The organism is Fluviicola sp., from assembly GCF_029266855.1.
In the GTDB taxonomy this organism is placed as follows: Bacteria; Bacteroidota; Bacteroidia; order Flavobacteriales_D; family Crocinitomicaceae; genus Fluviicola.
The window spans coordinates 175,568-189,736 of record NZ_JAQSWB010000009.1 but is presented as its reverse complement, the minus strand read 5'-3'; the positions used below and the strand labels follow the sequence as shown (position 1 = coordinate 189,736).

Here is a 14,169-nt window from a genome sequence, read left to right as displayed (position 1 = left end):
GTACTGCCCTTTTGAGGGTGGGAGAGTAAGTCGATGCCACTTTTAACAAAACCCTGTCCGTTTTTCGGATGGGGTTTTTTGCGTTTATGTGTTTTTCTTTGGAGCCAGTATCCGAATAGCTATCACAATAATACAGCTTTTATAAGTCCAATGTTCCCTCTCTTCCAATATCCATCTTAGCTCCGGTAATTGCATTTGTAGCTGCTTTGAAAAAGGTAACGAGCTTATTGGATTTATTATCCCAATAATGTGCATCGGAAGTTTCGACCTTTAAAACACGAATATTGGGATCATCTTTACCTTTTTCGAACCAAGCTTCCATCATCTTATTCCAATATTTATCTATTCTTACTCTATCATGAGATATTATCGCTTTTCCACTCACCGATAAAAAATTGTAATCTCCAACATGGCTATAAGCAATATCTACCTGCTTATTTTTGATTAAATTTTGATGGATATTACTTTCTGCGGATATTAACATCCAGATATTACCATGCTCATCAACTTCCTGACGACTAATAGGTACTATATGAAGCTCATCACCCTCAGTTCGGGTAATAACCATTCCGATATCTATTTTGTCAACTAATTCTTTTAGTTTTTCTACAGCTTCTTGCTTGTTTAAATTTTCTGTGCTCATATGTAAATATTTTGAAATCATTTGTTGAAGTAAATTAAACCTTCTGACCATGGTTTCAAAACATGAGTAGTTAAATTAAAACAAGAAGTGTTAAAAATAAATTTATTAGATCAAGTATAAATTAGTTACAGGTAGATAGTGTCAAGAAGCTGATATGGTTTATTTTCCTTTTTCTTTAAAATATAAATAGCCTCGCATTTGAATACACTCTTGTAATCAAAATTTTCCATTGGAAGCTGATCCAGGAGTTTGTCCGCTATGTTCCGGACGATCGTCAAATGAAATTTTTTGATCACTCCTCTAAAAGCACCTGATAATTTTTTCTGCAGTTCCAGAGTATTTGTATCCGGATTGACTTTTAATACGAGGTTGCCATTTTTCCATTTTTCAGAGCCTTCCAGCTGAATGTCAAATGATTTAACAGATGATAGAACCTGCTTTGTCTTTGTGATAATGAGGTCGTTTGAAAATTCACTTGCTTTGAAATAACAAATACTAATATGTGGCTTTGAATGCAGTATCTCTTCGGATAAAGGAATCATACTATTCACAAACATTCTAAGTTCAATGAGTTTTTCCGCTGTTTTTTGATCAGGTTCAATAATGAATAGATACTCGTATGTATCACTTCCAAAAATATCTAATTGTCCCATCGTTATTCCACAAAAAAAGCCTCACTAAAAGTAAGGCTTTAATTTATTTGAAAGAGAAATATTAGAAAATCTCTGAATCATTAAAGTGAAATTTCCCTTCAATTGCAGCATTCTCATCAGAATCAGATCCATGAACTGCATTTCTTCCTTTTGATTCTGCATAGTACTTACGAATAGTACCTTCAGCAGCTTCAGCAGGATCAGTTGCACCAATCAATGCACGGAAGTCAGCAACCGCATTGTCTTTTTCTAAAATTGCAGCAACGATAGGTCCAGATGTCATGTATTCAACTAACTCACCATAAAACGGACGTTCTGCGTGCACTTCATAAAATTTCTTTGCCTGCTCCTCAGTTAAACGAGTGAATTTCATTGCTTTGATCGAGAATCCAGCCTGGATAATCATATCAATAATTTTTCCCATGTGACCATTTTCGATCGCATCTGGTTTTAACATTGTAAATGTTCTGTTGCCTGACATCTTAAATTGATTTGAATAATTTGGTGCAAAAGTACAACTATTTTCTCAATATGGCATATCCTAATTGCTTTGAAAGCACTTAATTAATTCGTTTTTTAGACTTGTCTAAAAAAAAGTTTTATATTTGTAAAAATATTAAGCATGTTACGGTTAACTCAAAGTGAAGAAAACTATTTGAAAGCTATTTTTACATTGAGTCAGGATGTGGAAGGATCGATTTCCACCAATGATCTGGCAGAAAAAATGGCTACGAAAGCTTCGTCTGTAACAGACATGCTTAAAAAATTATGCGAAAAGGATCTTTTGGAGTATCAAAAATACCAGGGCTGTGAACTTACCAATTTAGGCAGCGCTCATGCCTTGGCAATTATACGTAAGCACAGACTATGGGAAACATTTTTAGTAGACAAATTAAGTTTTGGCTGGGATGAAGTCCATGAGATTGCAGAACAACTTGAGCATATCCAATCCACTGAATTGACAGACAGGCTGGACGAATTTTTAGGTTTCCCTAAAGTTGACCCTCATGGGGAACCAATTCCCGGAAAAGATGGAAGAATTGAATCCGTTTCAAATCGAATTCTGTTGTCTGAAGCAAGTGTCGGTATGAAAGCGGTCATTATGGGAGTAGAAGATGACCAAACAGAATTCCTTCAATATCTGAATAAAATAGGCTTGCATCTCGGCACTCCGATAGAGGTACTGGATAAATTAAGTTTCGACGGTTCCATCACTATTAGTATGGATGATCGGCAAGTTCAATTTTCAATAACAATTGCAAAGCAAATATCAATAAAACCATTATGAAGACTCTTGCATACATTCTAATTTGTGTTTGCATTGTGATGGGCTGTAAGGTCAGACAAACGAAAGAAAATGAAAAATTAATTGTTTGTTCTACTTCTATAACAGCAGATTGTGTTCGCCAGGTGGTCGGAGATAAATTGATTGTTAAATCATTGATGGGGCCGGGGGTTGACCCGCATACTTATAATCCGAGACCCAGTGATGTGGTATTACTGAATGATGCAAGATTGGTTGTCTATACCGGGTTTCATTTGGAGGGAAAAATGGCCGAATTATTTGATCGTTTATCTGAACGAAAAGCAGTGATCTCGTTTCAATTGGATTTCCCGAAAGAAAAAATTCTCTATACAGATGAGATTACCCCTGATCCGCATGTTTGGTTTGATACGGACTCTTGGATACATAGTATGAATGGTGTAGTTGATAAGTTAGTCGACCTCTATCCGGAATATGAACTGGAGTTCAGGGAAAACTTCTACAAGTTTCTTGTAAAGGTGGAGAAGAAGACCCGTGAACTAAGATTAAAACTGAATGAAATTCCTGAAGAGAGAAGGGTTTTAATAACTTCCCATGATGCATTTCATTATTTCGGGAGAACTTTTGGAATTCAGGTAAAAGCACTTCAGGGGGTGTCAACTTCACAAGAACCTGGAATGAGGGATGTAGTAGATCTTGTTGACTTTATCGTTAAAAATGATGTTAAGGCGATTTTTGTAGAAAATTCGGTTAGTCCGAAGGCATTAAAGAGCGTCTTGAGTTCTGTCGAACGAAGAGGCCATCATGTGAGAATAGGAGGAACTCTTTTTTCAGATGCTTTGGGGTCGAAGGGCAGTGGTGCCGATACTTATCTGGGAATGTTAGATCACAATGTGAATTCCATTAAAGAAGGATTGAAATGAAAAAGGCAATTGAAATAAGCGATTTGACAGTTTACTATCGGGATACTCTCGCATTGGATCATGTGTCATTATCCATAGACGCGGGTAAAATCACGGGGATTATCGGGCCAAACGGATCCGGTAAATCTACTTTGTTAAAAGGAATCCTTGGAATTATCCCGGTAAAAAAAGGAGAAGTAACTTTCTTTGGAAATTCCCTTGAAAAATACCGTTCTAAAATTGCATACGTACCTCAAAGGGAATCCATTGATTGGGATTTCCCGATAACTGTAGAGGAAGTTGTTGCCATGGGAAGAATCCGCCCCAAAAAATGGTGGTCTCGAACTACTTTGGCTGATAAAGAGATTGTGAAAGAAACCATAAAGAAAGTTCAATTGTCTGAGTTTTCGACCCGTCAGATAGGGCAATTATCCGGTGGACAGCAGCAACGGGTCTTTTTGGCAAGAGCACTTGCACAGGAAGCTGAACTGATTGTAATGGATGAACCTTTCGTTGGAATTGATATGGCTTCCCAGGATTCTATTTTATCCATTGTTCAAAAATTGAGAGACTCCGGAAAAACAGTAGTCATTGTGCACCATGATCTTTCAGTGGTAGCTCAATATTTTGATGACGTAGTGTTGCTCAATAAAAAATTGATTGCAAGCGGACCGATCGATGAAATCCTCAAATCTGAGAATATTGAAAAAGCATATGGAATGACACTTTTATTGAACAAGGAAAAAGGCAGATTTTGATTTCGCTTATCAAGAATAAAAATTAAGATGGATTTAAGTATTTGGATAGTATTTATCGGGACAGCTCTTATCGGAATCTCAGCGGCATTGGTTGGGACCTTTACGTTTCTTCAAAAGAAATCGTTGATAGGTGATGCCATTTCCCATTCCATTTTACCCGGAATAGTTTTAGCCTATATGGTTTCGGGACAAAGAAACACACTTATCCTAATGGTAGGAGCCTTTATTGCAGGTTGGCTTGCAACACAGCAAATATCGTGGCTTCAGCGGAAAACAAAACTGAAATCTGACACGATAGTCGCAGCTACTTTGAGTATTTTCTTTGCTTTGGGATTAGCGCTGCTTTCTTTTATCCAGGGAAGACCAGATGACGGGCAGGCCGGATTAAGCGATTTCCTTTTTGGTAAAATAGCGGCTCTGAATATCGAAGATCTGTATTTATTTTCTGTAGTGTCATTTTTAATAATCGCAGTTACTTTTTTCAGATACCGGGTGATGTTTAGCTTTGCATTTAACAAAGAATTTATGATCAGTAAAGGCTTTTCACTAAGATGGAACGACTTTATCTTAAATTCAATGACTATTCTTGTAGTTGCCATGGGAGTTCAGGCGGTCGGAGTTGTTTTAATGTCCGCGCTTTTGATCATCCCTGTACTAACAGCCAGAATGCTTACTTACAAGTTGAGTTATTTAATTGTTTTATCGCTTATTTTTGGAACTACCTCTTCACTGCTGGGATCGTATATCTCCATTTTAGGGAAAAACATTCCGACCGGTCCCTGTATCATTCTGGTCTTAAGTATTTGTGCAATTTCTGTAGCTCTTTTATCAAAAATTCAATTCAAAACCGGCAAACAAGATGAATGATGTTTTAATGATATTGACCGCCTGCTCAGTTGCGATACCGGCATCTTTATTAGGAGTTTTACTCGTCTCAAAAAGCTTGGTAATGGTTGGTGATGCCATTTCACACGCTGTTTTACCTGGAATAGTGGTTGCTTATCTGCTCAGTGGAACCAGGGATTCCGTTCCAATGCTTGCCGGAGCTGCTATTACCGGTTTCCTGACAACTTTTCTGATTGATTTCCTTCGAAAGAAATGGAAAGTTCAGGAGGATGCAGCTATTGGTTTTACATTCACATTCTTATTTGCGATCGGAGTATTGATGATTGCTCTCTTTGCCGGGAAAAACAGCGACCTGGACCAGGAATGCGTGCTATATGGGGATTTGGAAACATCGATTTTAGACCAGGTAATTATTGGTGAATATTTATATGGAACAAGAGCCATTTTACAGTTATTGCCACTAACAATTACCTTGCTTCTGGTTATTTTTATTGGATTTAAAGGATGGAAAGTTTGGGCGTTCAATCCACAATTCGGATCCTTTATCGGAATCCCCATGCAGGTATTTCATTTGGTTTTAATGCTGCTGTTAAGTATTCATGCTGTTTTGAGTTTTGAAAGTGTCGGAGTGATATTGGTTGTCGGATTATTGGTTCTTCCGGCTGCAACGGCTTTACTATTTTCCAAGACCTTGGCAAAAACATTTTGGTATTCTGCATGCATAGGAATGGTATCTTGCATCCTTGGAGTGTTCCTCGGCAAATGGATTAACATCTCGATTTCCCCCTTGATTGTCTGTGTGAATGGCCTGATTTTTTTGACTTCCGTCTTTATTTCACCGAATAAAAAAAGCATCAGCACTAATTGAAATCACGTGAAACGTGAATATCAAGAGTTCAAGAATAAGCGTTTTCTTTAACAAAAAAAAGCAGAATAAAGTTGTTATATCAATAAACTGGCTTACCTTTGTAATCAAGAACGACAATTTTCATAGTTGTTAGTTTTGGGTTTTATAGTTTTAGCATGGTTTAGCAAAAAGAGGAGTAAGTTACATTGAATTTACTCCTCTTTTTGTTTTTGTATGAAAGATTTTTTGTTTCTTTAGCGCACAAACTGCAATTATGAAACTAAAACTATCTCTCATATTCTTATTGATTTATTCCTTTTCATTTTCCCAAACACAAGGTGTTGCTTTTCCAACAGTTGGAAAAGGAGTTGCGACCCCTTTTGTCACGGATTATCATGCACTCGGAATTAACACTTCAGCACTCGGCTGGAGACCGCGATATGCAGGAAAAAAATTCACCACCGGAACTTCAGAATTTGCATTTGGTGTTTCGTCCGATTCTTTGAATTCTAAAAAACTTCAGAATCTGACCAAAACATTGTACAATGCTGCCCAGCATAAAAATGCAGATGAGATAGATTACAGAAGACAGATGGAAGCTGCCGGAGATTACGCGGAAGCGGGAATCGCTATTAATTTTGATTATAACTGGCTTGGATTCTCTTATTACGGTGAGAAGTTCGGTGGAATTGCATTTAATATCAGGGAAAATTACAGTTGGTATTCTAAAATGAATTCTCAAACAACCGATTTATTATTCAGGGGAAAATTATCTTCGGTTTTTGATTCATTAACTGTCGTATTTGGATCAGATACTTCCCGGATTGCAAACAATGTAAACATTTCACAAGATACCCTGAATAATGTAATCAGTGGCTCATTAAACGTTCCGATCCGTATCAGTGAATTAACAAAAGGGACGCAGATTCAAATGGTCTGGAACAGAAGTTACAACATTGGTTATGGACGAAAATTGTTTGGCAGAGATTCTGTTTTTGAAGTATATGCAGGTGTTGGCGCAAGACTAATTACATCTATGGCGATGTTTAATATGACATCGGATGATGACGGCTTGAGATTGTATTCCTCCATCACACCTACGTTCGATATTGATTACGGAAATGTAAGCGGGTCTAATGCGATGCAGAAAAAATCAAAGGGAATTGCCCCTGTAATGGGAACCGGTTATGGAATTGATCTTTCTGCAAGTGTAATTCTCTTCAACAAACTTCGGATTGCAGCGGCGGTGAATAATATCGGATCCGTCACTTACAAAAGAAATGTTTACAAAGTGAAAGATACTTTGTTTACCACTTTTGCCATCGGTGGAGTGAGTGGTGACAACATTACCCAGACAGTGAATCAATTGGTCAGAGAAAACGGATTAATGACCCTGGAGGGAGAGCAGAAACACACTGTAATTAATGCTTCGGACTTTAGATTCGGTGTAAGTTTCGAACCGATTAAATACGTACGTGTAGGATTGGATGTTGTTGCTCCGTTCAACAAAGAAAATCCTGGATCAATTCAAAACCCGATTTATTCATTCGGCGGAGATATTATTCCTGTTAAATGGCTGCAATTGAGTATTGGTTATTATGGCGGAGGTATTTACAAACACAATATGCCGCTTGGATTGACATTTATCCTTAAGGATGGAGCTTATGAATTTGGAGTTGCTTCAAGAGATGCACTAAGCTTCTTTTTGAAGAATGGGACGAGTGTTTCGGCAGCTCTTGGTTTTGCCCGTGTAAGATTCTAGGTTAAGATATCTTTCAATTCGTTTAGAATTAAAGCGGTGGCTCCCCAGATAAGAATGTCTCCCTGCTTGAAATGCGGAACGCCCTTCATGGTAAAATCACTGCTGATTTGAATGTCGATGTTGACAGTCGATTCGGTTTTGTAAAGGTCTAACAGATCCAACTCGTGAATTGCCGCGACTTCCCGTTCAGAGCGCATGTAATTGAATGATTTGTGGTGAGAATAGAAGACATAAGGAGTGATCAGGAACTGGCTAACAGGAACATAAAGCGGACTTAATTCTTTTAAGAATTCGAAGTTACTGGCATAAACACCAATTTCCTCGTGACATTCCCGGATTGCAGTGTCTAAAAGTGTCGTATCATCCATTTCTTTTTTTCCCCCGGGAAAGCTGATTTGACCACTGTGTGAACCATCGTATTCCTGTCTCCTGGTCACGATCGTACAGAGTCTGTTTTTCTCGTTGTGGAATAGAATAATTGCAACTGCCGCATCGCGGAAGGTTACACCTTTTCTCAGTTGTTCCATGGAACTTCCCCGCATAGGCATAAATGCCAAATGCGATCTTTCCCCCGGTAATTCTTTTTCGAATTTTCGAACTAAATCAGCGTGTGTCATTTTGATTTTCGTACACTTTTCAGTATCCGCTCAAAATCATCGTAGGTGTAATTTGAGACAGGTTTACTGGTGATCCATTGAAAAACATAATAATCAGTTCCCACTTTCAGGGTAGATGTGATATAATATGCTTGTCCGGAATAGGTTCCGTCACCGGCAATCGTTTGGATGACTCCTTTGTGTTTGAATGTTTTCGGAAGTTCTTTTTTTATGGATACACCTGCATTGTCAAGTGATTCATATCTGCGCCAAACGTAAGCATCCTGGAAGGTGTTTAACAAATCATCTTCAATCACATAATCCGAAACAAAGTCCCGGTATAAGTCGGATTGATTGAATCGTTCTACTGAAAAATAGATGTTAAAAGCATTACAGGTTCTTGTAAGGGAAGAATTTTTAATCGTATAGGTGTGAGAATAGTTTTGTGCAAAATGCTTGGGAATTTTAAATGAAATCCCTTCATATTTAAGGGTTTTATTTAATTCAAAGTTATAATGATTGTTTTTGAAGGCTTCTCTTACTTCTTTATTTTCCTTGTCATAATCAAAACATCCTACGATCAGAAAAAGCGGAATGAACAAGAGCAATAATCTATAAATCATAAGACGGGTTTCGTTTGACTAAAATTGATTTTATAAATATAAAAAAAGCCCGGATATTTATCGTCCGGGCTTTCATATTTAGATATCGATTTTTGCGTACTTCGCATTCTTCTCAATGAATTCACGTCTTGGGGGAACTTCATCTCCCATTAGCATAGAGAAAATCTGGTCGCACTCGGCAGCATTCTCAATGGTTACCTGGCGTAAAGTGCGGTGTTCGGGATTCATGGTTGTATCCCATAACTGTTCTGCATTCATCTCACCCAAACCTTTATATCGCTGAACGTTTACAGAAGAATCCGGACCGTTTCCTTTTAATTGTGTAATTAAAACATCGCGCTGATCTTCATTCCATGCATATTCTGCTTTGGTACCTTTTCTCACCTGGTATAATGGCGGAGTTGCGATATAGATGTATCCGTTCTCAATCAACTCTTTCATGTATCTGAAGAAGAAAGTTAAAATCAAGGTCTCGATATGAGAACCATCCACATCGGCATCACACATGATGATGATCTTGTGATAACGCAGCTTATCCAGGTTCAGTGCTTTCGAATCTTCTTCTGTTCCGATTCGTACACCTAATGCCGTATACATGTTTTTGATTTCTTCGTTCTCAAAGATTTTGTGCTGCATGGCTTTCTCAACGTTCAGAATCTTACCACGAAGGGGCATGATTGCCTGAAAATGTCTGTCGCGACCTTGTTTTGCAGTTCCACCCGCCGAATCTCCCTCGACAAAGTAGATCTCACATAAAGAAGGATCTTTTTCCGAACAATCTGCCAGTTTTCCAGGTAAACCGGATCCTGTCATCACATTCTTTCTCTGAACCATTTCACGTGCTTTTCTGGCAGCGTGACGTGCTCTTGCAGCAAGGATTACCTTGTCAACAATAATCTTGGCTTCAGCAGGGTGCTCTTCCAAATAAATCGATAACATTTCCGAAACGGCCTGAGAAACAGGTGCTGTTACTTCACGGTTACCTAATTTTGTTTTTGTTTGTCCTTCGAATTGTGGCTCCTGAACTTTTACAGAAACGACAGCTGTTAACCCCTCACGGAAATCATCCCCGTCAATTTCAATTTTCTCTCTGGCCAACATACCACTGTCCGTAGCATATTTCTTCAAAGTATTCGTTAATCCACGTCTAAAACCGGAAAGGTGAGTTCCACCTTCATGCGTATTGATATTGTTAACGTAAGCCTGGATATTCTCTGTATAAGAAGTGTTGTAAGTTAAAGCTACTTCAACCGGAACACCTTCGCGTTCTCCTTCAAAATAAATAACATCCGAAATTAACGGTTCGCGGTTGCGATCCAGGTACTGAGCGAACTCACGCAATCCTCCCTCAGAATGAAATATATTGGAAATCGGTTTTCCATTGTCATCCACTTCTCTTAAATCCGTGATTGTAATGGTAATTCCTTTGTTCAGGAAAGCAAGTTCACGCATCCGTGCGCACAAAGTATCGTAGTTATATTCGGTATAATCAAAGATACTTGCGTCCGGTTTGAAGCGAACTTCCGTTCCATGATCAGGAGAATTTCCTACCTCGCGAACCTCGTACAAAGGTTTACCGATGTTGTATTCCTGTTCAAATATTTTCCCGTCGCGGTGAACAATTGCATGCAAATGGGTAGAAAGTGCATTCACACAAGAAACCCCCACACCATGTAAACCTCCGGAAACTTTATAAGTGTCTTTGTCGAATTTACCACCTGCGTGAAGAACCGTCATTACGATCTCCAAAGCGGATTTTCCTTCTTTCTTATTAATACCGGTTGGGATTCCCCGACCGTTGTCTTTAACCGTTATTGAATTGTCTTCGTTGATCCAAACACCAATCGTATCACAATGTCCGGCAAGGGCCTCATCGATCGAGTTATCAACTACCTCGTAAACCAAGTGGTGGAGACCTTTTACCCCAACGTCACCAATATACATGGCAGGACGCTTACGAACAGCTTCCAGTCCTTCCAGGACCTGAATATTGTCTGCTGAATAGTCGTTATTCTTTAAATCTTCGCTCATAAATAAGTTGCTTAAAAAGTGCATTTTTCAATGCAGAACAAATATACGAAATTCAAGGGTTTTTCAGGGGTTTAAGGGGAATCGCATCGCAGTACTTATCAACAAAATATTAACGTTGAAAGCAAAAAAAAGCTCCGATCAAATCGGAGCTTTTTGGTTTATTCGAGAACTTTGATTCGAATCATGATATCTTGTTTACTCTTGATATAACATTCAAGTGCAAATTCATCGTCATCTACCGCAACAATTCTTTCTGTATTGAACTGGAACAAGTCATATCCTTGCGCGTCACGTGTATCTAAAATAGATAATTTACGTACTGCACCCGTTTCCTTGTTAACTTGGTAAGCGGTCAGGAAACCACCTCTTCCGTCCTGGTGTCTTTCAGGAACTTTGTTCTCTGCCAGTTCGATGTTCTTAACATTGTCAAGGAACATGAAATAATAATTGTTTTTTGAATCAACAAGTCGGTAACCCAATCCTCCGCGATAGTAAGGAGAGTTCGTTCTGCCACTGATCTGTTTCTTCGGAAGTTTTTTCATGTACACCAACTCTCCGTTTTTGTCGATTTTACCTGCCAACATTTCCTCGTAATAATGTGTGTACGTAGTTTGTCCTGTTTTTGAATCTGTATACGATACAACAAAGTACTTTTCACTTGCGAATAAGATACTTCCGTCATCTTCAATGAATAATTCTCTCAAACGCATACTGGTCATTCCAAGATCTTTTCCTTTATCTTCTTTCTTGTCCATTTTGTCCTGACTTCTCTGGGACATGTATTGCTTGATCAACTCAGTTGGAATTTCGAATGATTTGAAATCAGCTTGTTTACCATCTTTGTTTAAAGAACAATAGAAGAGACCATCAACCTGGATACCTCTTTTGTTACCGTAAAAACCTGCAATTAATAAGGCATTATCTCTTCCTTCAAAGAAATTTACCTGAGTAACATATTTTCCTTTTACATCTACATCGGAAGCATTCACATCAACACCTGATTCTGAAACCGCAACCAATTGGTAATCGAAATTCGGATTGTCATCTCGGTCAAAACGTCTTGTCTCTCCATCTTTCATGACTTCAGTTAAAATGAAAACATCTCCATCTGAACCAACTGTATAGTCGATGTTGTTCATGCGTGCTTCTGTGTATGGCATTTCTACATCTTTCCCCCAAAGTTCTTTCAGATCCTTGTTGAATACATGCAAACCGATCACATCTTTGTTGATCTTGTCATTTCGGGATTCCGGTTTCTTGCGGAAGTAAATCAACAGTTTGGAATTATCGAAAGAGGTAGCTAATTTGAATTTGTTTCCATCACCGCCTGTTACTTTTCCTTCTACAGCGATTACACGTTCTCCTTCGTTTTCAAACTTTCCGGATGCAAGATTAATTGCTCTTACATACAATTGTTCTGTTTTATTGGTTTTGTCCCAAACAGAAAAAAGTAAATAAACGAAATCGTCTGTCTCTATATCATCTTCATAAACGGTTCCTTTCGGAAAGTCTTCGTAAACTTCAATTGATTCTTGGGTGAATTTGCTGCCTCCGAATTTTTGAATAGTTACTTTTCCTCTGCTCATTTTAAAGGAAACAACACTTCCGTCTTTTGAAGAATAACTTTTTATCGCTGCATCCACTACAGGATACGGTTCACCAACTTGATATTCAAATTCCTTTGAAGTAGTGATTTTTTCATCTTGTGCTAGTACTGTGCTTACAAAGGTGGTTCCTATGAATGCTAAGGTAGCAAGGTTTCTAATTTTCATTTATATGTTTGTTTATTTGTTTACAATCCAGGTGGTAATTTCTTCCGATAAAGGTTTTGTTCCGGGAGGGACAACTTTCACCAATTTGCCCTCTTCATTGATTAAGTACTTTTGAAAGTTCCATTTCACGGAATTGTCGGAATAGCCATTCTTGCTTTTCTCTGTCAGGAATTGATATAAAGGATGCATTTCTTTTCCCTTGACTTGGATTTTACCCATCATCGGAAAACTCACACCGTAATTTTTGGTGCAGAATTCTTTGATATCTTCATTTGATCCGGGTTCCTGTGACATAAAATCATTGGATGGAAAGCCAATGATCACAAAGTTCTGATCTTTGTATGTTTGGTATAATTTTTCCAATTCTTCGTATTGTGGAGTCAATCCGCACTTTGATGCGGTATTTACGATCAGGACCTTTTTTCCTTTTAATGATGAAAGATCAAATTCCTTTCCATCTATATCAGTTACTTTGAAGTCATAAATCGTTTGAGAAGAAGCAAGTGCGCTTATCAGAACGAATAAAGAAAGTAGTATTGCTTTCATAATCAAAAATTTATTCTTTTAAAAAGCCAAAAAGGCAACTTTTTTCTAAAAATAACGAATAAGTAGAACATGAAGTGTCAACTTTTCATTTTTTCGGTTTTCGTATCGTTTATTATCAATGCTCAGGTAACTGGAGTATGGAAGGGTGTATTGATCCGGGATGGACAGAAATTGGACCAGGCATCCATTATTTACTTCGATTTCGGGAAGGAGGCAATAAGCAGGGAAGAGATGACCGGAAAGGACGGATACGTAGTCCGGGCGCTTAAAGTGGATCCGAAAAGTGGAATGATCAAAGCGAAACAATCGACGGTCATAAAGAAGAAAGATATCTACGGAAATCGGTGGTGCACTTTGGATTTTGAAATGGCTTATGTGGATTCGACAGGATATTTACAGGGAAAATTCTTTAGCCTGGAATGCAAGGGAGTGAGCGGAAGATTAGTTTGTTTTAAGGTGGCTGAAACAGTTTCGCGGGAAAAAACAAGTATTGAACTGCAATCCTGGAGACCGATTTTTATAGATGATATCAAAAATGGCAGAAAGTCAAGAGAAATCCGCGATTCGGAACGAAAGAATTTTCATTTTGAGCCGATCTATTTTGACTACGACAAGGCAGACATCCGACCGGAGTACGATGCATTCTTAAAACGGATCGTATACGTTGTCAATAGTCATACGGATCTGAGAGTTAAGGTTACCGGAAATACAGATGCTGATGGATCGGACGAATACAATATAGAACTTTCCGAAAGGAGAGCAAAGGCGATCATCGAATTTTTTGTCAATGCCGGGCTCAAACGAGATCGCATTGTGATCGACTTTAAGGGTGAAAAGAACCCGATTGGAGATAATAAATCTTCTGAGGGAAAACAGATGAATCGAAGGGTGGACTTTGAGTTTATTTAGATTTTAACCACTTTAAA

15 protein-coding genes are annotated in these 14,169 nt (G+C 38.3%); 7 read left to right on the top strand and 8 right to left on the bottom strand.

From position 1 onward, the window contains the following. Positions 1-139: 139 nt before the first annotated feature. The 3 genes from K0S23_RS17005 to K0S23_RS16995 all read right to left on the bottom strand — a co-directional run bounded on the left by K0S23_RS17005 (position 140) and on the right by K0S23_RS16995 (position 1,777). Positions 140-643, bottom strand: coding sequence for a pyridoxamine 5'-phosphate oxidase family protein (locus K0S23_RS17005; RefSeq protein WP_300359910.1), 504 nt, complete (start codon positions 641-643; stop codon positions 140-142). A 125-nt stretch (positions 644-768) separates the two neighbouring features. Then, on the bottom strand, positions 769-1,296 hold the full coding sequence (locus K0S23_RS17000) for a 2'-5' RNA ligase family protein (protein WP_300359908.1): 528 nt from the start codon (positions 1,294-1,296) through the stop codon (positions 769-771). 61 nt (positions 1,297-1,357) lie between these two features. Further along, positions 1,358-1,777, bottom strand: a complete 420-nt coding sequence (locus K0S23_RS16995) for a nucleoside-diphosphate kinase (RefSeq protein WP_300359906.1) — start codon at positions 1,775-1,777, stop codon at positions 1,358-1,360. Between the two features lie 141 nt (positions 1,778-1,918). On the opposite strand from K0S23_RS16995, the gene K0S23_RS16990 reads away from it, so the two are divergent. From K0S23_RS16990 to K0S23_RS16965, 6 genes are all read left to right on the top strand, one after another. Continuing rightward, entirely contained in the window at positions 1,919-2,584 is a 666-nt protein-coding gene (locus K0S23_RS16990) for a metal-dependent transcriptional regulator (protein WP_300359904.1), read from the top strand. Next, on the top strand, positions 2,581-3,483 hold the full coding sequence (locus K0S23_RS16985) for a zinc ABC transporter substrate-binding protein (RefSeq protein WP_300359902.1): 903 nt from the start codon (positions 2,581-2,583) through the stop codon (positions 3,481-3,483). Before K0S23_RS16990 ends, K0S23_RS16985 begins: the two co-directional genes overlap by 4 nt. Further along, positions 3,480-4,220 carry a metal ABC transporter ATP-binding protein gene (locus K0S23_RS16980; RefSeq protein ID WP_300359900.1) on the top strand — a complete coding sequence of 247 codons (741 nt, stop codon included), beginning with the start codon at positions 3,480-3,482 and terminating at the stop codon, positions 4,218-4,220. The genes K0S23_RS16985 and K0S23_RS16980 overlap by 4 nt, the downstream gene beginning before the upstream one ends. 27 nt (positions 4,221-4,247) lie before the next feature. Then, positions 4,248-5,087, top strand: a complete 840-nt coding sequence (locus K0S23_RS16975) for a metal ABC transporter permease (RefSeq protein ID WP_300359898.1) — start codon at positions 4,248-4,250, stop codon at positions 5,085-5,087. Next, positions 5,080-5,934, top strand: a complete 855-nt coding sequence (locus K0S23_RS16970) for a metal ABC transporter permease (protein WP_300359897.1) — start codon at positions 5,080-5,082, stop codon at positions 5,932-5,934. Before K0S23_RS16975 ends, K0S23_RS16970 begins: the two co-directional genes overlap by 8 nt. A gap of 253 nt (positions 5,935-6,187) precedes the next feature. Beyond that, complete coding sequence (locus K0S23_RS16965; protein WP_300359896.1) at positions 6,188-7,675, top strand: DUF5723 family protein; 1,488 nt, start codon at positions 6,188-6,190, stop codon at positions 7,673-7,675. Here K0S23_RS16965 and K0S23_RS16960 read toward each other — a convergent pair. The 5 genes from K0S23_RS16960 to K0S23_RS16940 all read right to left on the bottom strand — a co-directional run bounded on the left by K0S23_RS16960 (position 7,672) and on the right by K0S23_RS16940 (position 13,243). After that, positions 7,672-8,292, bottom strand: coding sequence for a CoA pyrophosphatase (locus K0S23_RS16960; RefSeq protein WP_300359895.1), 621 nt, complete (start codon positions 8,290-8,292; stop codon positions 7,672-7,674). The two genes, K0S23_RS16965 and K0S23_RS16960, sit on opposite strands and share 4 nt — an antisense overlap. Continuing rightward, positions 8,289-8,894 (bottom strand): hypothetical protein, encoded by a 606-nt coding sequence (locus K0S23_RS16955; RefSeq protein ID WP_300359894.1) that lies wholly within the window; start codon positions 8,892-8,894, stop codon positions 8,289-8,291. The genes K0S23_RS16960 and K0S23_RS16955 overlap by 4 nt, the downstream gene beginning before the upstream one ends. Before the next feature lie 78 nt (positions 8,895-8,972). Further along, positions 8,973-10,925 (bottom strand): DNA topoisomerase (ATP-hydrolyzing) subunit B, encoded by a 1,953-nt coding sequence (gyrB, locus tag K0S23_RS16950; RefSeq protein ID WP_300359893.1) that lies wholly within the window; start codon positions 10,923-10,925, stop codon positions 8,973-8,975. A gap of 158 nt (positions 10,926-11,083) precedes the next feature. Beyond that, positions 11,084-12,697, bottom strand: a complete 1,614-nt coding sequence (locus tag K0S23_RS16945) for a hypothetical protein (protein WP_300359892.1) — start codon at positions 12,695-12,697, stop codon at positions 11,084-11,086. Positions 12,698-12,709: 12 nt separating this feature from the next. Continuing rightward, entirely contained in the window at positions 12,710-13,243 is a 534-nt protein-coding gene (locus K0S23_RS16940; RefSeq protein WP_300359891.1) for a glutathione peroxidase, read from the bottom strand. Between the two features lie 69 nt (positions 13,244-13,312). Between K0S23_RS16940 and K0S23_RS16935 the strand changes: the two genes are divergently transcribed. Next, positions 13,313-14,152 carry an OmpA family protein gene (locus tag K0S23_RS16935; RefSeq protein WP_300359890.1) on the top strand — a complete coding sequence of 280 codons (840 nt, stop codon included), beginning with the start codon at positions 13,313-13,315 and terminating at the stop codon, positions 14,150-14,152. Positions 14,153-14,169 lie beyond the last annotated feature (17 nt).

Bases quoted from the DNA above. Each gene is read 5' to 3' on its own strand.
- K0S23_RS17005 (WP_300359910.1), bottom strand. From the start codon at position 643: ATGAGCACAGAAAATTTAAACAAGCAAGAAGCTGTAGAAAAACTAAAA.
- K0S23_RS17000 (WP_300359908.1), bottom strand. From the start codon at position 1,296: ATGGGACAATTAGATATTTTTGGAAGTGATACATACGAGTATCTATTC.
- K0S23_RS16995 (WP_300359906.1), bottom strand. From the start codon at position 1,777: ATGTCAGGCAACAGAACATTTACAATGTTAAAACCAGATGCGATCGAA.
- K0S23_RS16990 (WP_300359904.1), top strand. From the start codon at position 1,919: ATGTTACGGTTAACTCAAAGTGAAGAAAACTATTTGAAAGCTATTTTT.
- K0S23_RS16985 (WP_300359902.1), top strand. From the start codon at position 2,581: ATGAAGACTCTTGCATACATTCTAATTTGTGTTTGCATTGTGATGGGC.
- K0S23_RS16980 (WP_300359900.1), top strand. From the start codon at position 3,480: ATGAAAAAGGCAATTGAAATAAGCGATTTGACAGTTTACTATCGGGAT.
- K0S23_RS16975 (WP_300359898.1), top strand. From the start codon at position 4,248: ATGGATTTAAGTATTTGGATAGTATTTATCGGGACAGCTCTTATCGGA.
- K0S23_RS16970 (WP_300359897.1), top strand. From the start codon at position 5,080: ATGAATGATGTTTTAATGATATTGACCGCCTGCTCAGTTGCGATACCG.
- K0S23_RS16965 (WP_300359896.1), top strand. From the start codon at position 6,188: ATGAAACTAAAACTATCTCTCATATTCTTATTGATTTATTCCTTTTCA.
- K0S23_RS16960 (WP_300359895.1), bottom strand. From the start codon at position 8,292: ATGACACACGCTGATTTAGTTCGAAAATTCGAAAAAGAATTACCGGGG.
- K0S23_RS16955 (WP_300359894.1), bottom strand. From the start codon at position 8,894: ATGATTTATAGATTATTGCTCTTGTTCATTCCGCTTTTTCTGATCGTA.
- gyrB (WP_300359893.1), bottom strand. From the start codon at position 10,925: ATGAGCGAAGATTTAAAGAATAACGACTATTCAGCAGACAATATTCAG.
- K0S23_RS16945 (WP_300359892.1), bottom strand. From the start codon at position 12,697: ATGAAAATTAGAAACCTTGCTACCTTAGCATTCATAGGAACCACCTTT.
- K0S23_RS16940 (WP_300359891.1), bottom strand. From the start codon at position 13,243: ATGAAAGCAATACTACTTTCTTTATTCGTTCTGATAAGCGCACTTGCT.
- K0S23_RS16935 (WP_300359890.1), top strand. From the start codon at position 13,313: ATGAAGTGTCAACTTTTCATTTTTTCGGTTTTCGTATCGTTTATTATC.